Annotated in this window: 19 protein-coding genes and 1 riboswitch; of the genes, 9 read left to right on the forward strand and 10 right to left on the reverse strand. The window is 58.9% G+C overall.

The genetic code is table 11. The features are described 5' to 3' along the window. Positions 1-156: 156 nt before the first annotated feature. Genes GOW60_RS20405 through GOW60_RS20420 form a run of 4 tightly spaced genes read right to left on the reverse strand, consistent with a single transcriptional unit; the run spans position 157 to position 4,468 of the window. Positions 157-1,128, reverse strand: a complete 972-nt coding sequence (locus tag GOW60_RS20405) for a D-glycerate dehydrogenase (protein WP_171230722.1) — start codon at positions 1,126-1,128, stop codon at positions 157-159. Continuing rightward, the gene (gene sucD, locus GOW60_RS20410) at positions 1,128-2,015 is read right to left on the reverse strand and encodes a succinate--CoA ligase subunit alpha (protein WP_171230723.1); all 888 of its coding nucleotides are present in this window, start codon (positions 2,013-2,015) and stop codon (positions 1,128-1,130) included. The genes GOW60_RS20405 and sucD overlap by 1 nt, the downstream gene beginning before the upstream one ends. Beyond that, complete coding sequence (locus GOW60_RS20415; RefSeq protein ID WP_171230724.1) at positions 2,015-3,211, reverse strand: malate--CoA ligase subunit beta; 1,197 nt, start codon at positions 3,209-3,211, stop codon at positions 2,015-2,017. The genes sucD and GOW60_RS20415 overlap by 1 nt, the downstream gene beginning before the upstream one ends. A gap of 15 nt (positions 3,212-3,226) precedes the next feature. Further along, the gene (locus GOW60_RS20420) at positions 3,227-4,468 is read right to left on the reverse strand and encodes an aminotransferase class V-fold PLP-dependent enzyme (RefSeq protein WP_171230725.1); all 1,242 of its coding nucleotides are present in this window, start codon (positions 4,466-4,468) and stop codon (positions 3,227-3,229) included. A gap of 220 nt (positions 4,469-4,688) precedes the next feature. Between GOW60_RS20420 and GOW60_RS20425 the strand changes: the two genes are divergently transcribed. The 5 genes from GOW60_RS20425 to GOW60_RS20445 all read left to right on the forward strand — a co-directional run bounded on the left by GOW60_RS20425 (position 4,689) and on the right by GOW60_RS20445 (position 11,357). Further along, a complete protein-coding gene (locus GOW60_RS20425) occupies positions 4,689-5,318 on the forward strand; it encodes a response regulator transcription factor (protein ID WP_224859546.1) in 630 nt (209 codons plus the stop codon). A gap of 22 nt (positions 5,319-5,340) precedes the next feature. Further along, entirely contained in the window at positions 5,341-6,186 is an 846-nt protein-coding gene (locus GOW60_RS20430; protein ID WP_171230726.1) for a Rossmann-like and DUF2520 domain-containing protein, read from the forward strand. Positions 6,187-6,363: 177 nt separating this feature from the next. After that, complete coding sequence (locus GOW60_RS20435; protein WP_171230727.1) at positions 6,364-10,077, forward strand: hypothetical protein; 3,714 nt, start codon at positions 6,364-6,366, stop codon at positions 10,075-10,077. Then, entirely contained in the window at positions 10,070-11,068 is a 999-nt protein-coding gene (locus GOW60_RS20440; RefSeq protein ID WP_171230728.1) for a hypothetical protein, read from the forward strand. The genes GOW60_RS20435 and GOW60_RS20440 overlap by 8 nt, the downstream gene beginning before the upstream one ends. 76 nt (positions 11,069-11,144) lie before the next feature. Continuing rightward, positions 11,145-11,357, forward strand: coding sequence for a hypothetical protein (locus GOW60_RS20445; protein ID WP_171230729.1), 213 nt, complete (start codon positions 11,145-11,147; stop codon positions 11,355-11,357). Between the two features lie 102 nt (positions 11,358-11,459). Here the strand turns inward: GOW60_RS20445 and GOW60_RS20450 are convergent, their stop codons facing one another. From GOW60_RS20450 to GOW60_RS20475, 6 genes are all read right to left on the reverse strand, one after another. Then, positions 11,460-12,110: an energy-coupling factor ABC transporter ATP-binding protein gene (locus tag GOW60_RS20450; protein WP_171230730.1), complete on the reverse strand. Its 651-nt coding sequence runs from the start codon at positions 12,108-12,110 to the stop codon at positions 11,460-11,462. Next, the gene (cbiQ, locus tag GOW60_RS20455; RefSeq protein ID WP_171230731.1) at positions 12,107-12,886 is read right to left on the reverse strand and encodes a cobalt ECF transporter T component CbiQ; all 780 of its coding nucleotides are present in this window, start codon (positions 12,884-12,886) and stop codon (positions 12,107-12,109) included. The genes GOW60_RS20450 and cbiQ overlap by 4 nt, the downstream gene beginning before the upstream one ends. Further along, complete coding sequence (locus GOW60_RS20460; RefSeq protein WP_171230732.1) at positions 12,886-13,461, reverse strand: cobalt ABC transporter permease; 576 nt, start codon at positions 13,459-13,461, stop codon at positions 12,886-12,888. The genes cbiQ and GOW60_RS20460 overlap by 1 nt, the downstream gene beginning before the upstream one ends. Then, positions 13,458-14,069 carry a cobalt transporter CbiM gene (cbiM, locus tag GOW60_RS20465; RefSeq protein WP_152460423.1) on the reverse strand — a complete coding sequence of 204 codons (612 nt, stop codon included), beginning with the start codon at positions 14,067-14,069 and terminating at the stop codon, positions 13,458-13,460. Before cbiM ends, GOW60_RS20460 begins: the two co-directional genes overlap by 4 nt. 6 nt (positions 14,070-14,075) lie before the next feature. Further along, entirely contained in the window at positions 14,076-14,861 is a 786-nt protein-coding gene (locus GOW60_RS20470) for a DUF4198 domain-containing protein (RefSeq protein ID WP_171230733.1), read from the reverse strand. A 131-nt stretch (positions 14,862-14,992) separates the two neighbouring features. Next, positions 14,993-15,192: riboswitch (cobalamin riboswitch) on the reverse strand. Between the two features lie 121 nt (positions 15,193-15,313). After that, positions 15,314-16,438, reverse strand: a complete 1,125-nt coding sequence (locus GOW60_RS20475) for an ROK family transcriptional regulator (protein WP_171230752.1) — start codon at positions 16,436-16,438, stop codon at positions 15,314-15,316. A gap of 251 nt (positions 16,439-16,689) precedes the next feature. Between GOW60_RS20475 and GOW60_RS20480 the strand changes: the two genes are divergently transcribed. From GOW60_RS20480 to GOW60_RS20495, 4 genes are all read left to right on the forward strand, one after another. After that, positions 16,690-17,709: a sugar ABC transporter substrate-binding protein gene (locus tag GOW60_RS20480; RefSeq protein ID WP_171230734.1), complete on the forward strand. Its 1,020-nt coding sequence runs from the start codon at positions 16,690-16,692 to the stop codon at positions 17,707-17,709. A 108-nt stretch (positions 17,710-17,817) separates the two neighbouring features. Continuing rightward, a complete protein-coding gene (locus GOW60_RS20485) occupies positions 17,818-18,891 on the forward strand; it encodes an ABC transporter permease (RefSeq protein ID WP_171230735.1) in 1,074 nt (357 codons plus the stop codon). Continuing rightward, positions 18,891-19,667 (forward strand): ATP-binding cassette domain-containing protein, encoded by a 777-nt coding sequence (locus GOW60_RS20490; protein WP_171230736.1) that lies wholly within the window; start codon positions 18,891-18,893, stop codon positions 19,665-19,667. Before GOW60_RS20485 ends, GOW60_RS20490 begins: the two co-directional genes overlap by 1 nt. Then, a complete protein-coding gene (locus tag GOW60_RS20495) occupies positions 19,664-20,302 on the forward strand; it encodes a hypothetical protein (protein WP_371813402.1) in 639 nt (212 codons plus the stop codon). The genes GOW60_RS20490 and GOW60_RS20495 overlap by 4 nt, the downstream gene beginning before the upstream one ends. Positions 20,303-20,336 lie beyond the last annotated feature (34 nt).

Consider the following 20,336-nt stretch of genomic DNA (forward strand, 5'->3'; position numbering starts at 1 on the left):
GATCGAGCCAAAAAGCTCGGGATCACGATCAGCAAGGGACTGGGTGAAAAATCCGTCTGAACGGTGCGGGGCATTCACTGGTCATATCTCCTAATTGAGGAACGCAACGCAGCCACGGCTGCGTTGGACGCCATTGCGTGATGTTTGAAGGTGGCCTCAGATCACGCGGTCCCGAGGTTCGCGGCCTTCGAAGAAATCGCTCAGGTTGTCGAGAACCCGAAACCCCATCGCCTCGCGCGCTTCGCGGGTTGCGCTGCCCAGATGCGGCAGCATGACGAGGTTGTCGCATTGCAACAGGTCCGGGCTGACCCGCGGCTCACCATCGAATACATCCAATGCAGCGCCGCCGATCATGTCGAACATCAACGCCTGGATCAGCGCCCATTCATCAATCACTTCGCCCCGTGCGGTGTTGATCAGAAATGCGTCAGGCTTCATCAGGCCAAGTCTGCGCGAATTGATCAGATGGCGGTTGGCTGCGCCGCCCGGACAGTGCAGTGAAACGAAGTCACATTGCGGCAGCAGGTCATCAATGGTAGCCACCTGTCTTGCGTTGCATTCGGCGAGAACATCGGGCGATACGGCGCTACGGTTGCAAACCAGCACGTCCATGCCGAACCCGTGATGCGCACGGCGGGCCATCTCCTGTCCGATGCGGCCATATCCGATGATGCCCAGTGTCTTGCCGCTGACCTTGGTCCCGACCAGATGCGTGGGCCGCCATCCCGTCCACTGACCTGCACGCAGCTCGCGTTCGCCCTCACCCGCCCGACGCGCCACCATCAAAAGCAGCGTCATGGCGATATCGGCGGTGCACTCGGACAGAACATCGGGCGTGTTGGTCACGGTCATACCCAACTCGCGTGCCGACGGCTCACAGATATGGCTGTAGCCGACGCCGTAATTGGCAAGGATTTTCGTCTGCACACCCGGCACATCCAGTGCCTCGGCGCTCAGCGTGTCCGTTACGGTGGGCAGCACGGCGTCATAGGATTTCAACGCTTGCCGGATTTCAGCCGGGGACATGGGTTTGTCGCCGGTGTTCAATACGGTGTTGTAGTTCTCGGCCAGCTGCGCCTCGACGGCAGCAGGCCAGCGACGGGTAACCAGAACCGAAGGTTTGACCATCACGCAGCCTCCATCACGCGGGCGATCGTCTCACCGATCACGGCAGGGTTTTCGGCCACGGTGACACCCGCGGCGGACAGGATCTCGACCTTTTCGCTGGCGCTTTCGCCGAAGGCCGAGATGATCGCGCCCGCGTGCCCCATGGTACGGCCTTTCGGAGCGGTCAGGCCGGCGACATAGGCGATCACGGGTTTGGAGATGTGGTCGCGGATGTATTCGGCGGCTTCCGCCTCTTGCGGGCCTCCGATTTCGCCGATCATGGCGATGACATGCGTGTCTTCGTCGTCTTCAAACCGCTGAAGGATGTCCTTGAAGGACGATCCGTTGATCGGGTCGCCCCCGATTCCGACACTGGTCGAAACGCCGATTCCGCGCTCTTTCAACTGGGCCGCCGCCTCATATCCCAATGTCCCCGAACGGCCGATGATCCCTACATGTCCGGGAAGATAGATATGCCCCGGCATGATGCCCAACAACGCCTTGCCGGGCGAGATGGTGCCGGCGCAGTTCGGACCGGTCAGAACCATGCGCTTTTCTTTCGGATAGCGGTACATGTACCTTTTTACCCGGATCATGTCCTGTGCCGGAATGCCGTCGGTGATGCAGACGCAATAGCGGATGCCCGCATCGGCGGCCTCCATGATGGAATCCGCCGCAAACGGGGGCGGCACAAAGACCAGGCTGGCATCGGCGCCGGTGGCTTCGACGGCCTGTTTGACGGTGTCAAAGACCGGAACGCCTTCGACGGTTTCGCCACCCTTGCCCGGCACGACGCCACCCACCACGTTCGTGCCATAGTTCAACATGTCCTTGGTGTGGAACCGCGCCATGCGCCCAGTGATGCCCTGCACGATGACACGCGTGTCACGATCGAGAAGAATGCTCATTACACAACCCTCATTTTGGTGCCCTGAGTAAGGTCGTTTTTCCACGCGCCCACAGCGCGTTCTGCCGCCTCCATCAGCGTCGTGGCGCGAATGATCGGCAGTCCGGATTTGGCCAGGATCTTCTGTCCTTCTTCGACATTCGTTCCGGCCAGCCGCACGACCACAGGAATATCGAGGTCAAGTTCCTTCAACGCCTGAACGACACCTTCAGCCACCCAGTCGCAGCGGTTGATACCGGCGAAGATGTTGACCAGAATGGCCTGAACATTGTCATCCGACAGGACCAGCCGGAACGCCTTGGCCACCCGTTCAGGCGACGCGCCACCGCCGATGTCGAGGAAATTTGCAGGCTCGCCGCCTGCCAGCTTGATCGTGTCCATGGTGGCCATCGCCAGACCGGCCCCGTTGACGATGCAACCGATGTTGCCGTCAAGCCCGACATAAGACAGCCCGCGATCCGCAGCGCGGCTTTCGCGCGGGTCTTCCTGGCTCTTGTCGCGCAGTTCGGCAATCTGCGGGTGGCGGAACAGGGCGTTGTCGTCAAAGCTCATCTTGGCATCCAGCGCCAGCACCCGGTCATCACCGGTGATGACCAGCGGATTGATTTCAACCATCGTGGCGTCAAGATTGCTGAAGGCGGCATAACAGCCCTGCAACGTCCGCACCATTTGCTGGATCAGTTTGGCTTCAACCCCAAGATTGAAGGCGATTTCACGGGCCTGAAACTCCTGAAGCCCGACGGCCGGTTCCACGATGGACCTGACAATGCTGTCGGGGCGGTCGGCCGAGATATCTTCGATCTCCATCCCGCCTTCAGACGAGGCGACGATCATCACCCGCTGGCTGGAGCGATCCAGAACAAAGCCAAGGTAGATTTCCCGGTCAATCGGCACTGCTGCTTCGACGTAGACACGATAGATGCCTTTGCCTTCAGGACCTGTCTGATGCGTCACCAGTTTGCGACCGAACAGATCATCACAAGCCTTGTAGATTTCGTTTTCGCTGTTGCAGAGCTTGACCCCTCCGGCCTTGCCGCGCCCGCCTGCATGGACCTGCGCCTTGACAATCCATTTGTCGCCCCCCAGTTCGCGCGCCCGGTAGGCCGCCTGTTCGGGACTGTAGGCAAGCGCGCCTGCGGGCACGTCGACGCCGAATTTCGAAAGGACTTCTTTCGCCTGGTATTCGTGGATATCCATCTGATGCGCTCCTGTTTAAGCAGCTATTGAAGTGCCGTAACGGCTTTCCAGCAGAGCTTCGATCGCGTCTTGATCGACCTCTCCGCCCAGCTCACGAATGGCTTCGGCGAACAGGCGCACGATCCGACTGACGGCTTCGCGATTCAATTGATTGAGGATGCCGATGCGCACCTGCACCGGTTCGCTCAAGGTGGGCCAGATGCCAAACCCGCGGGCGCGGCAGTTCTGCACCAGTTCCATCTCGAGGCCAGAAAGCGCGGAAGGCAGGTTGAGCACGATCAGGCTGGGCATGTCCGAGGTGACCTCGCACCCCATCTCGGTCACCGCGTCCCGAAGAACCTTTTCATGCGTCCGGTAAGACATCGACCGCTTGGCCAGACCTTCCTGCAAGGTCAGGCGCAATGACTCGTGGAATGCCGCAACCGCATATCCGGAATGGGTCCGGTGATAGGTGCCCTTTTCCACGTCCTGCCCATCGACGATGCCCCAGTGGCGGGCCTCGAAGATCGGATTGTGCACATAGGTATAAGCACCTGTGGATTTCAGCGCCTCGATATAAGCATCGGCAAAGCTGACAGGGGCATAGGTCAGCGGCAGGCAGCACAGGCCTTTCTGCGGACAGGATGCCCAGCCTGCCACACCCGGATAGTCATCGATCGCAAAGTCTTCGACACCCAGTGACGAGACCGCATCGATCAGCCCCATGGCGCCATGACGTTCACATGCCTCCGAGAAACCGCGCAGATCGTTCACCCTGCCCGATCCGGTTTCCCAATGCGCCATGAAGGCCCATTTCGGCTTGTGTTCGGCCAGAGCGGCTTCAACCAGTTCAGCCGTCACCGGCCGGCCATGTGGAACCTCGACAACCGAGACACTGGCCGCCTGCGGGTCAAGCGGGCTGGCCGCGTGTTCGGCGGGCGTTGCCGCCTTGATCCGCAGCGTCAGCGCGTCGATCCCCGAAAATGTGCCGTTGGTGAAGGCCACAACCTTGTCACCGGGCATGATGGCCGAGAACATGGTGTCCAGAGCGCTCCAGCCGGTACCCGCGACAGCGAAAGTGTAAGCGTTCCGTGTGCCCCAGATTTTCCGCAGCATGTGCTTGCATTCGATCATGCCCCTGAGGACATCGCCCTGCATGTGATCGGCGACCCCTGCGCCGGCGAAGGCTTTCAGGACACGCACATCCGTATTGCCCGGCCCCGGCCCTGCGGCAAGGGTCTCGGGAATTTCGAGCGGAGGGAAAATCTGAAAGGTCATGGTCTGACATCCTCGGCTGTTGGCCGGGCATTGCGGCCTGATGGTTCAAGATACCGATCAGAAAACGCGAGCTTGCCGGATGGCGCAACGTAACTTACTACTGCTTTTGGATGGCTAATAGTGTGGGTATTTTCCTACCCGTTTTGGCAAAAATACGACGGTATACCGAAATCTACCCCACTCTTTTGGATAGTTTTTTATAAAATATGGGCAAAATCATATGGTTGAGACATCGGACAAACCCATCGACATCATGCTTGCGGACAGCAACCCGCTGGTGCTTTCGGCCATGTCGGAAATTTTCGAACGTGATCCCCGATTCTCTCTGGTCGCCACATCGGCGACGGCGGAAGGGTTTCTGGGAACGGTGATGCGGATACCCGTACAGGTCGGCGTCGTGGACTGGACGCTTCCGGCCCTGGGCGCCGCCAAACTGATCGAGGTGCTGCGCGATCAGGCCGATGCGCCGCGCTTTGTCATCTATGGCGATGCCTCTGGGGATGTCCCGCGATTGGCGATGCAGGCGGGCGCCGCTGGATTTGCAGCCCGCTCGGGCGAGGTCGAAGGCCTTCTTGAGACCTGCGCCGAAGTGGCAGCAGGCAAGATGGTGTTTCCGTTCATCGACGTCCGGAAGATGAAACAGGATCCGATTCAAAGCCTGTCGCGCAAGGAACGCGCCATTTTGGAGGCCCTGGCACAGGGGATGTCGAACCGGGAACTGTCCAAGGAACTTCAGATATCCACCAACACGGTCAAGTTTCACCTGTCCAATATCTATGAGAAGCTGAACGTCAAAAACAGAACTCAAGCGATTGCGTTTTTCTATTCGTCCCACCGTGGGGCGGACTAGACGACAGGAACAGAGAGCCCAGATGACTGAAATCAAAATAAACGTTGTCGGTGCCGGGCGGGTCGGCAAAACGCTGATCAGCCTTCTGGATGGCACTGATGGCTGCCGGATCCAGGATATTCTGAGCACATCCTTTCAGTCGGCAAATGAAGCCGCCCAGTTGTCCAAAACCGGGCGCGTTGCCGCAAGCTATGCCGATTTGCGGCCAGCTGATCTGTGGATCCTCTCGGTGCCCGACACGCAAATTTCTGCGGTGGCCCACGAATTGAAAGAGGCGTTCGAAAACCAAGAAAAAACCGGGAAGCCTTCAGTGGCGTTCCATTGCAGCGGCTATTTTCCTGCCGAGCAACTGGCGCCGTTGCGAAGCCTCTCATGGTCGCTGGCCAGCGTTCATCCCGTCCTGTCCTTCGCCGATCCACAGGCCGCTGCCGCGCAATTCAAAGAGGCACTGTGCGGGTTGGAAGGCGACGAAGACGCCATAGCGTTCATTCAGCCGCTTCTGAAAGGATTGGGAGCCACCTGTTTTCCCATCCGGTCTGAAAGCAAAAGCCTGTACCATGCAGCCGCTGTGATATCGAACAACTTCGCCGTTGTCTTGCAGGCCATCGCCCGCGAAGCGTGGGCCGAGGCCGGCGTGCCGGACGAAACTGCCCGCAAGCTCAACGCTGGTTTGTTGAGCAGCACAGTCGAAAACGTTGACCTTCTTGGCCCGCAATCTGCCCTGACCGGTCCGGCGGCAAGAGGGGACGCAGAGGTCGTTGCCCAGCAGGGCGCGGATGTAGCGGCGTGGCACCGCGATGCAGGTGAAATTTACAAGCAAATGAGCCTGCTGGCGCAGAAGCTGAAGGCAACCGGTTTCACGAAGTAATCGCCAGATTCTTTGCTGTAAGGCATTTTGGTACCCGCGTTCGAAACGCGTCGCGGAAAAGGCGGGCCCGGGCGTTTCTTTTGCGAATCCCCGAAACATGTTACGTTGGGTCAACTTTCGAGATTTGAATTTTCCCGGCACTCAGTTTCTTGCAGCGCTTTCCTACGAGGTGACTTCATGTCCGACTCCAGCAGTGAGCCCCCGCGCATTACGCTGTCCCTTCCGACCTCTCGACCCAATCCCACGATCTCGGCGGAACTCTCGGGATCGACCGGTTTTACGGCTGACAGCCTTGACGATCACAGGCGCGTCGAAGCCGAGAAGCTCAAGGCGCTGCGCCGTGGTGTCGGCATTGACCTGTCTGCCGAGGTGATCAACGATCTGGTCGATCAGCGCGTACAGGCCACCGGTGCAGTCTTTCGTCAGCTTGAAACCATACGCAAGGATCTGGCCGACGGGTTTCTGGGCGCTGTCGTCCCAACCCTTGCCCCGAAACTGCGCGGTGAACTGATCAATCCCGACGGCACCCCTGCCGAGCGGGTAATCGTTGAAGCGCTGCGCCCAACCTTTACCGCCAGTGAAGGCATCGACAACGGGGATTTTTCATGGGCTGTAAAAGCCGCCGTAACGGATGCGCGGGGCCTGTTTTCGCTGGATCTACCCAATCTGCGCCTGCCGCAAAATGGCCTCAGATTGCGGATTCGCGGGCAGAACACCACTCTGACCGAAGCAGTGCCGCGCATTGATGCATTGGATGGCGAACTGGGCCTCGTGGTGCTGGATCGCACCGTCCTCCCTTTGCAGCGCTCGATCCTTGGTGAGCTTGCCGATATTCTGCCGGTGGATCCCGAGGATGCGGAAGAAAACATATCCGACTTTACCGGCACGCAGGCGCCCATCGTGCTGGGCGAAGGTGATTGCGCTTCGGAATACCGAACCGAAGGAGGCACGGTTTCGCGGCGGCGTTATTCGGTTCTTTATCGGCTGATCGACCCGCTTGTCGGGCCGAAAAACATCGTTCGCACCCGCCCCGTTGGCGGCAATCGCTTTGTCACGACAATTCCGGGCGGCACCTTTGCGCAGGCCAATCTTTCTGCCGAAACACTGTTGAGCGCATTCAACAATGACGGCGGAGACTGGGATTTCCGCGATCGGATACCGATTGACGAACCCATTGATATCGAGGATTTTTTCGAAGACCTGGAACAGCGCCCGCAGGATGTGCCAAAAGCTTCCAGCCTGGCGCTTGGCTATATCGCCAAGATGCGTTCAACCGCCGTTCACGCCGGAATGTCATTGGGGCGTCTGGTCTATTCCCTGCCGCTTGCCCCGGGCGAGGAACAACGGATCGTCGTGTCGGAACAGCGTGAAACCCTGACCGTGCGCGAACGCGAAAGCCTGACCTTCGAGGAACAACAGGAATTCGAAGAGGCGCGCGATACCTCTTTCGACAGCACATTCGAAACCGCATTGGACGAAGTGATCCGGGGAACATCCTCTTTCTCGACCAAGGCGTTCACAAAAAGCTTCGGGGGGGCCGGTGGCATTGGTGGCGGTCTGTTCGGCGGCATCGGGGCCATAGTGGGCGGGGTCGGTTTCAGCGGCGCGCGTTCCAGCTCCAACTCGTCAGGCAGTTCGTCCAACACGCAGAACACGTCACGCGATTTTCTGTCGGACACGCACGAGACATTCTCGGCCGCGCTGGAACGGGCTGCTTCGGTCAAGCGAAGTTCGGCCCGAACCAGCGTTCGCACAGCCACCGCAAGTGATCGGCGGACGGCGACAACAAAATTCGTGGCCAACCGCAACCACTGTCATGCAATGACGATGCAATGGTTCGAAGTTCTGCGCGACTTTTCCCTGGAAACGCGGATCGAAGGCGTACAATTGGTCGTCTTCGTTCCCATGCAGCTCATCCGCTTTCGCCGTTTGGGGCAAGGCGATCAGCTGCCGGGCAATGTCAGCCGGTCCGGATTGCTGAGCCGCTACAAGGTGATCCTGCGCCACGCAGACGTGTTCCGCCGCGTATTCCGAAACCGCCGAAGGTTCCGCACCGCCCTCAAACTTTTGGAAGAGTTTTACGCGGACAAGGACGCGACACCGCAGAATGCTCCGGGTGTCGCGCAGGACATCGTCAGCTTCGAGGCTCAGGGCACTTTCATGCCCAATGATGACATATCCGCGGTGATCTTCACGCAGGATGGCGACCGCGTTGGGCCAGTGCCCCTGACCGGATCGCCGATCGACATCGACAACCTGCATGACTTGCCTGCCGAGACACGCGAAAACCTGCTGGTTCGGCTGGCTGACGCGCGCCGTGATCCAACCAACCGGCGGACTTATACCGGATCCGTGGCTTTGCCCCGCTCGGTCGAACGTTCCGACATCGCCCGCGTCGAGTTGCGCAGGCGGACGGGCTCTTTTGCCTATTCATTCTATACCGGCCCGGACCCGATCAACATCTTCAACATTTGGGAACATATCTCGAACCTGGAAGATGCGGATGATCTGGATCGCGCCACGCGCAACATCAACCGAAGCCTTCACACGACGATTTCAGGCTCGGATTTCGACGATCTGGTCGGCGCGCCGATGATCAGCGAGTTCGAAGCGCGCATGAATGAAGACGCACAGACCATCGTTGACGACAACACATTCCAGGCTTTGCCTGCGACCCTGCCCTATTCCGTACAGGAAGTGCCGGATGTGCTGTCACGTCGTGATCTGCGGCGGATCGAAGAAATGTATCAGCATATCGTTGCCGACACCGTTCGTTATTCCCGCGTGATCTGGGCCAGTATGACGGATGAGGAGCGGGCCATCCTGCTGGAACGCTTCACCATCGGCGTGCCCGATGGCGGGTTGGATGACGCCTCAAGCGAGATATCGCTGCTCAGCACGGTCCAGAACAAGGTGTTGGGCTTCTACGGCAATGCGATGATCATGCCCTTTTCGATCCCGCCCGATCTGGCCGACAGAATGGAGATGCGGACCGGCGACATTCAGGACAGCCTGCTGGCCTTCCATCGCGAAGACTTCCGGCCACCGCGCCGCACGATCTCGCTGCCGACCAGGGGCCTGTTGGGCGAGGCCGTTCTGGGCCGCTGCAATTCCTGCGAGATGATCGACCATCGCCGCTTCTGGAACTGGCAGGACAGCCCGACGCCTCCCCCGGTCGGCGACACGCCGGTCCTGCCCGCGGACAGCGATGCGATCTTTGGCACCCGTGCGCCATCAGACCTGCCGGCCAATCAACCTTCGAACACGCTCACCATCGCAGGCGGCGACATTGGCACGGGCCAGGCTGTGCCCACTTCGCAACTGGCTCAGATCCTCAAAGCCGCGCCTGATCTTGCACGGGCGGGAGCCGATCTGACGGGCCTGAAAGAGTTGCAGGCGCAACTGGCCCTTGAAACGCAATCGGTCGCCGCCGGTCGGGACAAGGCCATAGACACGGCGACGGATCTGACCAAAGAGCTTGTCGGCAAGGCCACTGAGCTTGCGGGCAAGGGGCAAGAGATCGCCGCGGCCCGCAAAGAGGAAGAAGCCAAAAAGCAGGCCGCCGAGAAGAAAAAGACAGATGCCGACAATGCCGCAAAGCTCAAGGGGTTTGAGGATATCGCCAAGAACGCTTCGGGAGTTTCTGCGCTGATTGGCGGGCAACCGGATGGCAACCGGGCCGGTTTCGTTCAAAACCTGTTCAAGGATTTCCCCGGTGGTGCTGCGGCTCTGGCCAATCCTTCCAACACTTTGCTTCTGGCCAAGCTTTTCGGGGCCTTTACCAAAGCCAATACAGATGCAGATGACGGCAGCGCAACCAAGGCCGGCAGCCAATCCGTACTGGATTTCCTCAATGGCCTGAGCGCCCCTGCGGAGGACGACGATGAGTGACACCAGCACAAATGCAACCCCCGAACCGGGCATCGATGAAAGCCTTGCCGAGGCCATCATCAATATTCTTGAAACCACCAATTCTCCGGCGATACAGCGCGCCCGAGAGGTTATAGCCCACAGGCTGGCCATCGCGGGCGACATTGCCCCATCCCGCATCCCTGCCCCGCGCAATATCACCGAGATCGGCGGTTACATTAATCTGCTCAGCGAGTATGGAGAGGCCGAACAGCGCGCGCGCATGATCGCGGCCGCTCTGGGCATAGCAGGGCCGCAGATTTCGCTGCCACAACCCGGTGCCCTTCCACCGTTGTCCTTTGTCACACGTGACAGTGCCCGACCTGCGGGGCCACAACAACCCAGCTTCCCGTTGACCTATACGATCCGCAGCGATTTTGTTCCGGCCTTTGACAATGCGGTGCAGGAAATCACGATCCGCGGTGGCGCGGTTCCGATTTTGACACCGGCCAGGATACTGCCTGCTGCGGGGTCTGCACCCGCAACAGACGGCTCTGCGCAGCTGGCTCTGATCGGTCGTACACTCAGCCTGGCGCCAACAGCGGCTTTGCACGCCGTGGCGACAGACCCATTGTCGCTCAGCCGTCCGACGGCTGGTGGCGGGTTCGAGGTCATGGTTCGGGTCATCGACGCCGCCGCTCCGATCGCCGGAACCATCGCGGCGGCGAACTGGACAAGTTGGGAATGCGATACCTCTGCCTGTACCGAGGTCGACGGCAATGATGCGCGCTTTGCGCTCACACCACTGCTGAACGCCGCCGGGTGGCACCAGCCCGCCGATCCCGGCAATCCGACCAGTCTGTCAAATCCGGGAACCTGGGCGGAATGGCGCAACATCACCGGGCTTGTGCCGGGCGTCACGCGGTTTGCGGATGAGCTGCAACTGCTATATTCCGCTGAAATGCTCATTACCTCACCGGTCTTCAATCAACTGGACAATGTCTGGACAGGAAGCGAATTCGCCGCGCCATAGCGCGGCTGCCTGAAACGCAGGAAAGTGATTTGGCAATGCGCCCTTCATGGGGTTCAATGCATTCAGGAGGTCAGCCATGCAAAACCCCGAGCGTTTCGAGAAATTCTATTTCGCCAAAGTCGGCATGGGCGAAGCCTGTGGCTGTGCCGAGCGGATAATCGACGTGTTCGAATTCAACCGCAAAGGCGGTGCGCAATCCCGGCTACCTGTGAAACATGACAGGCGCAGACGCGGGTCCTTTCGGGCATGGGCGGTCAAATATGGGCTGATGAGCTGCAGGCGCACATAACCAAGCTGACGCCATACAAGGTTCGCTTTCCGTTTCATGGCGTGGCTCAGGAGGTGTGATAGCCTTTCTGAAACCACCATTTCTGGTTGCCACGAGAACAGGTCAGACCGGCACAAGCTTTCCGTCGCGAAGATCCAGTTCATCGGGCGCCAGTTCCAAGCGGAACGCCGGCGAATGACTGACAAGCAAAATCGCCTGTGGTAGCGCGCGCAGGATTTCCAGCAGGCGCGCTTCGTTTTTCGTATCCAACGCATTCGTCGGTTCGTCCAGCAACAGCACTTCGGGCTCCATCGCCAGAACCGTCGCCAGGGTCACCAGCCGTTTTTCTCCGCCCGACAATTTATGGGTAATGCGGTTCTTCAAGTGCATCAGGTCCAGATCGCCCAGAACTTTGTCGACGATGGCAAGTGCTTCGTCACGGGTCTTGCCCAGATTGAGCGGACCAAAAGCAACGTCTTCGGCGACGGTCGGGCAGAACAGCTGATCGTCCGCATCCTGAAATACAAGCCCCACCCGGCGGCGGACCTCATGGAAATCAGCCTCTTCCACGCGTTGCTGACCAAGAACGGTGACGGTGCCCGAACACGGGCGCTGCAACCCAAGCAAAATCCGCAGGAGCGTCGATTTCCCCGCTCCGTTCGGACCTGTCAGGGACAGGCGCTGCCCCGCGCTCAGGCTCAGGCTTGCCCCGTCCAGAACGGGTGGCTGGCCGGGGTAGGAAAAACAGATGTCTTCAAGCGCGATCAGTGTCATGCGAATTCCAGAATGATCAGACCCAGGCAGAGGCCGCTGAAGCCAGCCGCAAACACAATGTCCGCGCGGGTCAGGGCAAATTCCTGAAGCAACGGCATACGCCCGGAAAACCCCCGGCACTTCATAGCGGCCAGGATGCGTTCCGATCTTTCGATAGCGCGCACAAGCATCATACCCACAAGGTAGCCAAAGCTGCGATAGGTATGCCAGTTTGTGGCTGGCCGAAAACCACGCACCTTCATGGCGGCGCGCAGCCGCAGGTATTCTTCGCGCAAGACCTCGATATACCGGATCGTGAACATCAGCAGGTAAACCAGCTTTTCGGGGCACCGCAGACGATGCAGGGCGTGGCCCAGTGTGACCGGCTCCATCGTCCCGACCAAAACCAACAGGGACAGGATCACGGCATTGGCGGTCAAGGCAATCTCGACCGCTTTCCAAAATCCCTGCCAGCTAGCGGAGAATCCCCAAAGCGTGAACATCGGATCCCCGGGCATGGAAAAGGGCAACAGGACAAGCATGAACAGGATGAACCCATCCATCATGGCCATTCGCTTCAATGTCTTTCGCCGCGGCAGACGTGAAACTATCAGAAGCGAAAGCGACACTGTCAGCGCCGCGCAAAGCGCGCCGAGGGATGACAGCGCCACGGTCACGACTGCAAAAACAACTGCCATGACGATCCGCATCCGGGGATCCAGCAGGCTGATCAGACCTTCTGGCCCGTCACCGGCTTCGGACAGCGTTTTTTCCTTGTGCCCCAGAACGTGTGCCATCAGGACGCCAGCTTGCGGCGGGCCGCCATGTAAAAGCCCAGACCGAACAGACCAACGATGTACCCGATCCCGCCAAGGATGGTTTGCAGGTCGTTCTGTTCGCGATAAGCCGCAATCTCGCGCCTGAGCGGGCGCAATTCGTCACGTACGGCTTTGGCGATAACCTGCTGTTCTTCGGCGCTGAGAGACGCCGCCGAACCGCTGGCCTGCGCCAGAGCAGCCGAAGACGAGTCTCCGTTTTCCGCCACGGCAACGCCCATGATCCGCGCGACATCTTCGGCAGACATCGTGACTTCGGCCACATGCCCGGCGCCAAGGTCGGCAAAGAAGGTGTGCGCCACGGCCGAGGTCGGCGTGTAGACAAAGAAACCGTCCGCATCAGTGACCGATCGACCCAGCTCAGCCCCATCCGGGCCGGTGACAATGACCTCGGTGCCGCTTGCCATGTCGCCGTTGGAAAAGCCGATTTCGCCCTCGATGACGTCTCCCGACTCGAAAACGCCGGCTATGACCTTGTGCGCCAGGACAGGCACAGGTGCACAGCACATGGCCAGTATGACAACCAGATGCTTCATGTGGCTGCTCCTCTGAAAAACAGCTCGGGCTTGACCTTGCGTGCCAGCAACACGGCGAACCCGGTCAAAATCGCCTCGATGGCCATGACAGGAATATGGGCGAAGAAAACAAGCTTGGCGGCAGGCAGAAATTCATCCCCCGACAGCGCGAGGGAAAACGCGACCATGCCGGTTGTCGCCGCAATCGCAAATGCGCCGCCGACGCCCCCCCAAATCGCACCTTGCAAAGGCGTTCCACGCGCGATCAGACGACCGAACAACATTCCGGCCACCACAGCGGGAAAGGCGATATTGACGGTGTTGATCCCCAACACCGTCAACCCGCCAAAGCCGAAAAAAACCGCCTGTAGCAAAAGCCCGACGAACAAAGCCGGGAATGCGGCCCAACCAAGCAGCAGCCCGGCCATGCCGTTTAGGATCAGATGAACCGACGACGGACCAATGGGTACGTGGATCAACGATGCCACGAAGAAACTGGCTGACAGCACGCCCGCAGTGGGGATGCGATCAAGATCCAGAGACCTAAGACCCATGGCGATCCCGCCCGCGGCGGCTATGGCGCCGCCAATTACAACCGGGTTGGAAAGGGCTCCGTCGACGATGTGCATTTGGGGTTACTCCAGATCCCAGGCACGAATCCAGATGACCGCATCCTGGCTGAGTTCTTTGCCCTCATGTTCGGTTGCCGGACCGGAACCAAGGGCAGCGAAACCCCAGTAACCGGCTTTTGGAACGCCGAACGAAAAATACCCGTTGTCGTCAGATATTGCGACCACCGCACCACCCGGCATAGGAGACGCTTTCGGTGCAGAAGCGGCCGAGCTTTCCATGTCGGGTTCCGCGGCCATGTACTCGATCTCGATCTCGGCGCCCGCAACCGGCTGACCGTCAGCCAGCACACGGCCCGTGAAAGTCGAACCCGCGATGATGTTGGTCGGCTTGTTCAGCGGGATAATCTCGGTCGGCAGACCCACGGGATTCATCCAGTCGGTCGGCAATTCGTTACGGTTCAGGAAGGCTTTGGTGAGCTGTTGGATATAGATGTCTTCGGATTCCTCATAATAAGGCTGAGGAACCGTCACCAGCACATAGTCGCCCGAACGTTTGACCGGGACACTGCCCTTGAACGCCGCACCCTCGTTTTCCCCGCCGGTGAACCGGATAGGTTCCAGCGTGTCCAGCAAATCGGTCTTTTCACCGTTGTGGATCACATAGAATTCCTGCGGCTTTTCAAGATCCATGACATGGCCATTCTCGAACGGATGCCAGAAAATCAGTTTGACCGGCACATCGCCCGGTTTCTCGATCATGGTGTCGGTGGTGTATTCCAAAAGGAAATGCGCATTTGCGATGGCAGGAAGAGCCACCGCGGCAGCGGCTGCGCTGAGCAGCGTTTTCATGAACAGTCGTCCTTGTCCCGTCGCGCCAATCCCGGCGCGAAATTCGTTTTGACCACGGGATATTCAACGCCAAATCACCCTTTCAGGCATCCTGGTCCGACGCACATCCCGCCGCCGATTAGGAGTGCCCCTTATGAGGGCACATGTCCGGCAGGTATCCTGACTTGCGGGTCAAAGCGTTGGACCGGCCTTCCCGGGCAAACCCCAGTGGCGTTTCAGCCCTGCTCGCCGCTTACAGTTGCGGGTGCAGTTGCGGATTTGGGCCAGAGCCCGCACCGCATTCCCTATTGATTCCAGAGCAAGCCCCGGAACCGGACATGCCGAGCGGCTTGCCAGACAACTCAGCCTTCCGTCAACGAAAATGTGTTACGGCCATCGAAAATAATGAGTTCGGCAGTTTGCGAGAGTGAACCAGTTTGTGAAATATCCAAGGCAACAGGGTGATTTCACATCTAAGCTTCTGAAAGATACCTTTCCGACAACGGCAGGCTTGCCGCGCCCAGTGAGCGTGCTTCCGGGCCCACGGCCCCTGCCAGCACGGCAGGGCGCTCGAGACCGGTCAGGTTAAGCTCAGACAGTTTGTCTTCGACCATTTCAACCAAACGCGCCTTGATGTCCTGCGGCATCCAGCCGTCAACCTTTACGCATTCGAAATCTATCAGGCTACAGGATGAGACAATCGCATAGGCAATCCCGCTCGCCGTCTGTTTCAACCAGTATTCCAGTTGAACTTTTGGCACATCCCAACGCTGGGTCGTTTCCCAAATGGAATGCGACGTGACACCTGCCGTGGTGATTGCACGCTCGAGCACGTACAGGCTGGCCACGTCGATAAGGGGTCTGACACCACCGGCATCATCTGGCACAGGCAAGGGGCCGATTGCGCCCGCGTTTCCACGCCCCGAAAAGATTGCGCCATTGAGGACCACACCGCCGCCAATGAAAAACCCGATATAGAAGTACAGGAAATCCCTGGGCCCATCGGCTGGACCGAATACCAATTCCGCCCCACAAGCCGCAGTGGCGTCATTTTGCAGGAATACCGGAATATCGAGGCGCCGCGCCAGGTCAGCCTTCAGGTCTGATACGCGCCACGGGTCCATTTCTTCCTGAGGAACCTGAAGGGTCTGGGCCCAGTCCCATAGGTAGAACGGCATGGCAATCCCAAGTCCCGCAATCCTGCCTTTGGCCTCAGGCGGCATGGATGATATCATTTTGCCCAGACTCTCAGTGGAAAACTCCAATGTGGCTTTTGGCGTTGGATAGTCATAGGTTCGCCGCTCGCGCTGCCGCACATTTCCGACAAAGTCAGTCAAAACCAGCTCGGTACTGCGGCGCCCGACCTTGAGCCCAAAGAAAAACGCACCATCCGGGTTGAGGCGCATGGGAACGGAAGGTTGCCCGACCTTCCCGCGGACCGGCTCACCGCGCAACAGCAAACCATCCTTCTCCAACAGCCGCATGATGACGGAAACGGTTTGTGCCGACAGTCCGGTCATGCGCGCGATCTCGGACTTCGCAAGGGCCTGATGACGCCGGACAAGCGACAACACCAGCCGTTCGTTCCGGGCCCGCATCCCGCTTTGGTTGGTTCCGCGCACCTCTGACGCGTGCAGGCCAATCGAATTTTTCCGAGATGAATTTTCAGGCACGACCACCCCTTTCCTGCTGAAGAATGAGAAAGCCCGCACGCTCTGTCAATAATAAATAAGAGTGATTTATTTATTGACTCGAATTTCGAATCTTGTGATTGTTTCTTATGGGATCAGGGTTTTTGCCTGATCGCCCTGGTGCCCGTTCGGCACAGGAAAAACTGGGAGGATAATCGATGAAACTTGCAAGACTTGCGGGTGCTGCTGCGCTCGGGGTTACTGCCATGGCTGGCAGTGCAATGGCGGAAGGCGAAACCGTTTGTCTGATTACCAAGACGGACACCAACCCGTTCTTTGTCAAAATGAAGGAAGGTGCGACAGCGAAGGCGGAAGAGCTGGGAATGACTCTCAAAGCCTTTGCGGGCAAAGTTGACGGTGACCATGAAACGCAGGTGCAAGCCATTGAGACCTGCATTCTGGACGGCGCCAAGGGCATTCTGCTGACGGCCTCGGACACTTCATCCATCGTACCGGCGGTGAAGCAGGCGCGGGATGCAGGTGTTCTGGTTATCGCTCTGGATACGCCGCTGGAACCCATTGACTCGGCTGACGCGACCTTTGCCACGGACAATTTCCTGGCCGGGCTGCTGATTGGACAATGGGCCAAAGCCACGCTGGGCGACGCGGCCAACGACGCGAAAATTGCGACACTGGATCTTGCCGTCAGTCAGCCGACAGTGGATGTGCTGCGCAATCAGGGTTTCCTGCAAGGCTTTGGTGTCGATCTGGCGGACCCGAACGTAATCGGTGATGAAGATGACCCACGACTGGTCGGAAGTGATGTCACCGCCGGCAACGAAGAAGGTGGTCGCCGCGCGATGGAAAACCTTCTGGCCAAGGATCCGACGATCAACGTTGTTCACACCATCAACGAGCCTGCCGCGGCAGGCGCCTACGAGGCGCTGAAAGCCATCGGGCGCGAAAATGACGTGCTCATCGTTTCCGTGGACGGAGGCTGCCCGGGTGTCCAAAACGTTGCCGATGGTGTTATCGGCGCGACGTCGCAGCAATACCCGCTGCTGATGGCATCGCTGGGTGTTGAGGCCGTCAAGAAATGGGCGGACGAAGGCGTGAAGCCTGAAAACACGCCTGGCAAGGATTTCTTTGACACCGGCGTGGCGCTTGTAACGGACAAGCCTGCCGAAGGCGTCGAGTCGATCTCGGTCAAAGAAGGCATGGACCTCTGCTGGGGTTAACCTGACCACCCGGAGGGCCGCAGAGGGCGGCCTTCCGCTTTTCAAACCACCCATTCGCCCGAAAACTTGCTAAAGTCGTCAGTAATCTGATGCTTTGGGGGAACCTTTATGTCCGATACTTCACCGCGATCAGACGACTTCGAAGCCGCTGCAAAAGGCAGCCCGGAACAGATTGCCGAATTTGACGATCACCACCGCGGGTTTGTCGGAACGGTTCAGCATTTTCTGCATGTGAACCCCTCTCTGGTGCCGTTGATCGTTCTTGTGGCTGCCATCGTCATTTTCGGGGCCTTACTGGGCTCCAAGTTCTTCTCGCCATTCGCGCTGACCCTGATCCTGCAACAGGTTCAGATCGTCGGGATCGTGGCGGCGGCGCAAAGCCTCGTTATCCTGACCGCCGGTATCGATCTGAGCGTCGGAGCAATAATGGTGATGTCGTCGGTTGTCATGGGACAGTTCACGTTCCGATATGGGCTGCCGCCAACGGTCGCGATTGTTTGCGGCCTTTTCGTTGGCACCGCAATCGGTGCGGTGAACGGGTATCTGGTCAGCCGCATCAAACTGCCGCCGTTCATCGTGACGCTTGGCATGTGGCAAATCGTTCTTGCGGCGAACTTCCTGTATTCTCAGAACGAAACCATCCGGTCGCAGGAGATCGAAGAAAACGCCGCGATTCTGCAAGTTTTCGGGGCCAAGTTCAACCTGGGCGGGGCGGTATTCACCGTCGGCGTGATCTTCATGCTGGTGCTGATCCTCGGGCTTTCCTACGCCCTTCGTCACACCGCATGGGGAAGGCATGTCTATGCGGTCGGTGATGATCCGGAAGCCGCCGAGCTGTCTGGCGTCAATGTGCATCGCACGCTGATGTCGGTTTACATGCTGTCCGGGCTGATCTGCGCTTTCGCGGGATGGGCTCTGATTGGTCGGATCGGGTCCGTGTCTCCGACGTCTGGCCAGTTGGCCAATATTGAAAGCATAACGGCGGTCGTGATCGGGGGCATATCCCTGTTCGGTGGCCGCGGGTCCATTCTCGGATCATTGTTCGGAGCGTTGATCGTCGGGGTCTTCACGCTTGGGCTTCGGTTGCTGGGCGCTGATGCGCAATGGACGTTCCTGTTGATCGGCATCCTTATCATCGCAGCGGTCGCGGTCGACCAGTGGATCAGAAAGGTGGCAGCCTGATGGAACCTATTCTCAAAGGACGGAACCTTGTGAAGCGCTACGGCAAGGTGACGGCGCTGGATCAGTGCGATTTCGATTTGATGCCGGGCGAGATTCTGGCCGTGATCGGCGACAACGGCGCGGGCAAGTCAACACTGATCAAGGCGATTTCAGGCGCGGTGGTGCCGGATGAAGGTGATGTTTGGCTGGAAGGTCGGAAAGTGAATTTCCACTCGCCGATCGACGCGCGTGAAGCCGGCATTGAAACGGTTTACCAGACACTCGCGATGTCCCCCGCCCTGTCGATCGCCGACAACATGTTCATGGGGCGCGAGATTCGGCGCAAAGGGCCGTTGGGATCATGGTTCCGAATGCTCGACCGCCCGGCGATGGAGAAATTCGCCCGCGACAAGCTGAGCGAACTGGGCCTGATGACGATCCAGAACATCAATCAAGCCGTTGAAACACTGTCCGGGGGTCAGCGTCAGGGTGTTGCGGTGGCTCGCGCCGCGGCATTCGGATCAAAAGTCATCATCCTGGACGAACCAACCGCCGCATTGGGCGTGAAGGAAAGCCGGCGCGTTCTTGAACTGATCCTGGACGTGAAGTCTCGCGGCATTCCGATCATCCTGATCAGCCACAATATGCCACATGTTTTCGAGGTCGCCGATCGAATTCATGTGCATCGGCTTGGCAAACGCCTCTGCGTCGTTGATCCCAAGGATTACACGATGTCCGACGCGGTGGCGTTCATGACCGGTGCCAAGGAACCGCCGGCCGAGGATCAGGCCGCGTGACGGGTAAACTTGTCACCCCCGAGGCGCTTGCAACCAAAATCGCGGATGCCGTCCAGACCTTGCCGCCGCTGCAAGACCGGCATCTTGTCGCGATTGCCGGGCCGCCGGGATCGGGGAAAACGACCGCGGCGGGCCTTGCAACCAAAGAGCTCAACCTGCGCGGCATCGCGACCGGCCTGGTTTTCATGGACGGCTTCCACTATGACAACGTGATCTTGAAGGATCGCGGCCTGCTGAACCGCAAAGGGTCTCCTGAAACCTTTGATCTTGCCGGCTTTCATGCGTTGCTTGATCGATTGCGCGCGGAAGAAGAAGTCGCAATACCCGCGTTTGACCGGGAACTGGATCTGGCCATTGCCGCGCGGTCCATGATCACGGCGGATCAGCGCGTTGTTCTGGTTGAGGGCAATTACCTTCTCTTGAACGAGCCGGGTTGGTCGGACCTTCACCAACTGTGGGCATTCAAGGTATTTCTGGACACCGATCTGAAAACACTCGAAACCCGCCTGACCAACAGATGGATCGGCCATGGTCTGGACGCCAATGCCGCCAAGGACCGTGCGCAGTCGAACGATCTGCCGAATGCAGAGCGCGTAATCCGAAATTCGATACCCGGTGATCTAACACTGGCTTGAGTTTTGCCTGCGGCCAACACAACCCGTCTTGATG

Origin of the sequence: Ruegeria sp. HKCCA4008 (assembly GCF_013033125.1) — a bacterium.
GTDB lineage: Bacteria > Pseudomonadota > Alphaproteobacteria > Rhodobacterales > Rhodobacteraceae > Ruegeria.

What these genes read in the sequence shown, in the direction of transcription:
- GOW60_RS20405 (WP_171230722.1), bottom strand. Translation starts at nt 1,128, where the DNA reads ATGGTCAAACCTTCGGTTCTGGTTACCCGTCGCTGGCCTGCTGCCGTC.
- cbiQ (WP_171230731.1), bottom strand. Translation starts at nt 12,886, where the DNA reads ATGGCACACGTTCTGGGGCACAAGGAAAAAACGCTGTCCGAAGCCGGT.
- GOW60_RS20475 (WP_171230752.1), bottom strand. Translation starts at nt 16,438, where the DNA reads ATGCGGGCCCGGAACGAACGGCTGGTGTTGTCGCTTGTCCGGCGTCAT.
- GOW60_RS20485 (WP_171230735.1), top strand. Translation starts at nt 17,818, where the DNA reads ATGTCCGATACTTCACCGCGATCAGACGACTTCGAAGCCGCTGCAAAA.
- GOW60_RS20470 (WP_171230733.1), bottom strand. Translation starts at nt 14,861, where the DNA reads ATGAAAACGCTGCTCAGCGCAGCCGCTGCCGCGGTGGCTCTTCCTGCC.
- GOW60_RS20415 (WP_171230724.1), bottom strand. Translation starts at nt 3,211, where the DNA reads ATGGATATCCACGAATACCAGGCGAAAGAAGTCCTTTCGAAATTCGGC.
- GOW60_RS20425 (WP_224859546.1), top strand. Translation starts at nt 4,689, where the DNA reads ATGGTTGAGACATCGGACAAACCCATCGACATCATGCTTGCGGACAGC.
- GOW60_RS20450 (WP_171230730.1), bottom strand. Translation starts at nt 12,110, where the DNA reads ATGACACTGATCGCGCTTGAAGACATCTGTTTTTCCTACCCCGGCCAG.
- GOW60_RS20490 (WP_171230736.1), top strand. Translation starts at nt 18,891, where the DNA reads ATGGAACCTATTCTCAAAGGACGGAACCTTGTGAAGCGCTACGGCAAG.
- cbiM (WP_152460423.1), bottom strand. Translation starts at nt 14,069, where the DNA reads ATGCACATCGTCGACGGAGCCCTTTCCAACCCGGTTGTAATTGGCGGC.
- GOW60_RS20430 (WP_171230726.1), top strand. Translation starts at nt 5,341, where the DNA reads ATGACTGAAATCAAAATAAACGTTGTCGGTGCCGGGCGGGTCGGCAAA.
- GOW60_RS20420 (WP_171230725.1), bottom strand. Translation starts at nt 4,468, where the DNA reads ATGACCTTTCAGATTTTCCCTCCGCTCGAAATTCCCGAGACCCTTGCC.
- GOW60_RS20435 (WP_171230727.1), top strand. Translation starts at nt 6,364, where the DNA reads ATGTCCGACTCCAGCAGTGAGCCCCCGCGCATTACGCTGTCCCTTCCG.
- GOW60_RS20440 (WP_171230728.1), top strand. Translation starts at nt 10,070, where the DNA reads ATGAGTGACACCAGCACAAATGCAACCCCCGAACCGGGCATCGATGAA.
- sucD (WP_171230723.1), bottom strand. Translation starts at nt 2,015, where the DNA reads ATGAGCATTCTTCTCGATCGTGACACGCGTGTCATCGTGCAGGGCATC.
- GOW60_RS20460 (WP_171230732.1), bottom strand. Translation starts at nt 13,461, where the DNA reads ATGAAGCATCTGGTTGTCATACTGGCCATGTGCTGTGCACCTGTGCCT.
- GOW60_RS20445 (WP_171230729.1), top strand. Translation starts at nt 11,145, where the DNA reads ATGCAAAACCCCGAGCGTTTCGAGAAATTCTATTTCGCCAAAGTCGGC.
- GOW60_RS20480 (WP_171230734.1), top strand. Translation starts at nt 16,690, where the DNA reads ATGAAACTTGCAAGACTTGCGGGTGCTGCTGCGCTCGGGGTTACTGCC.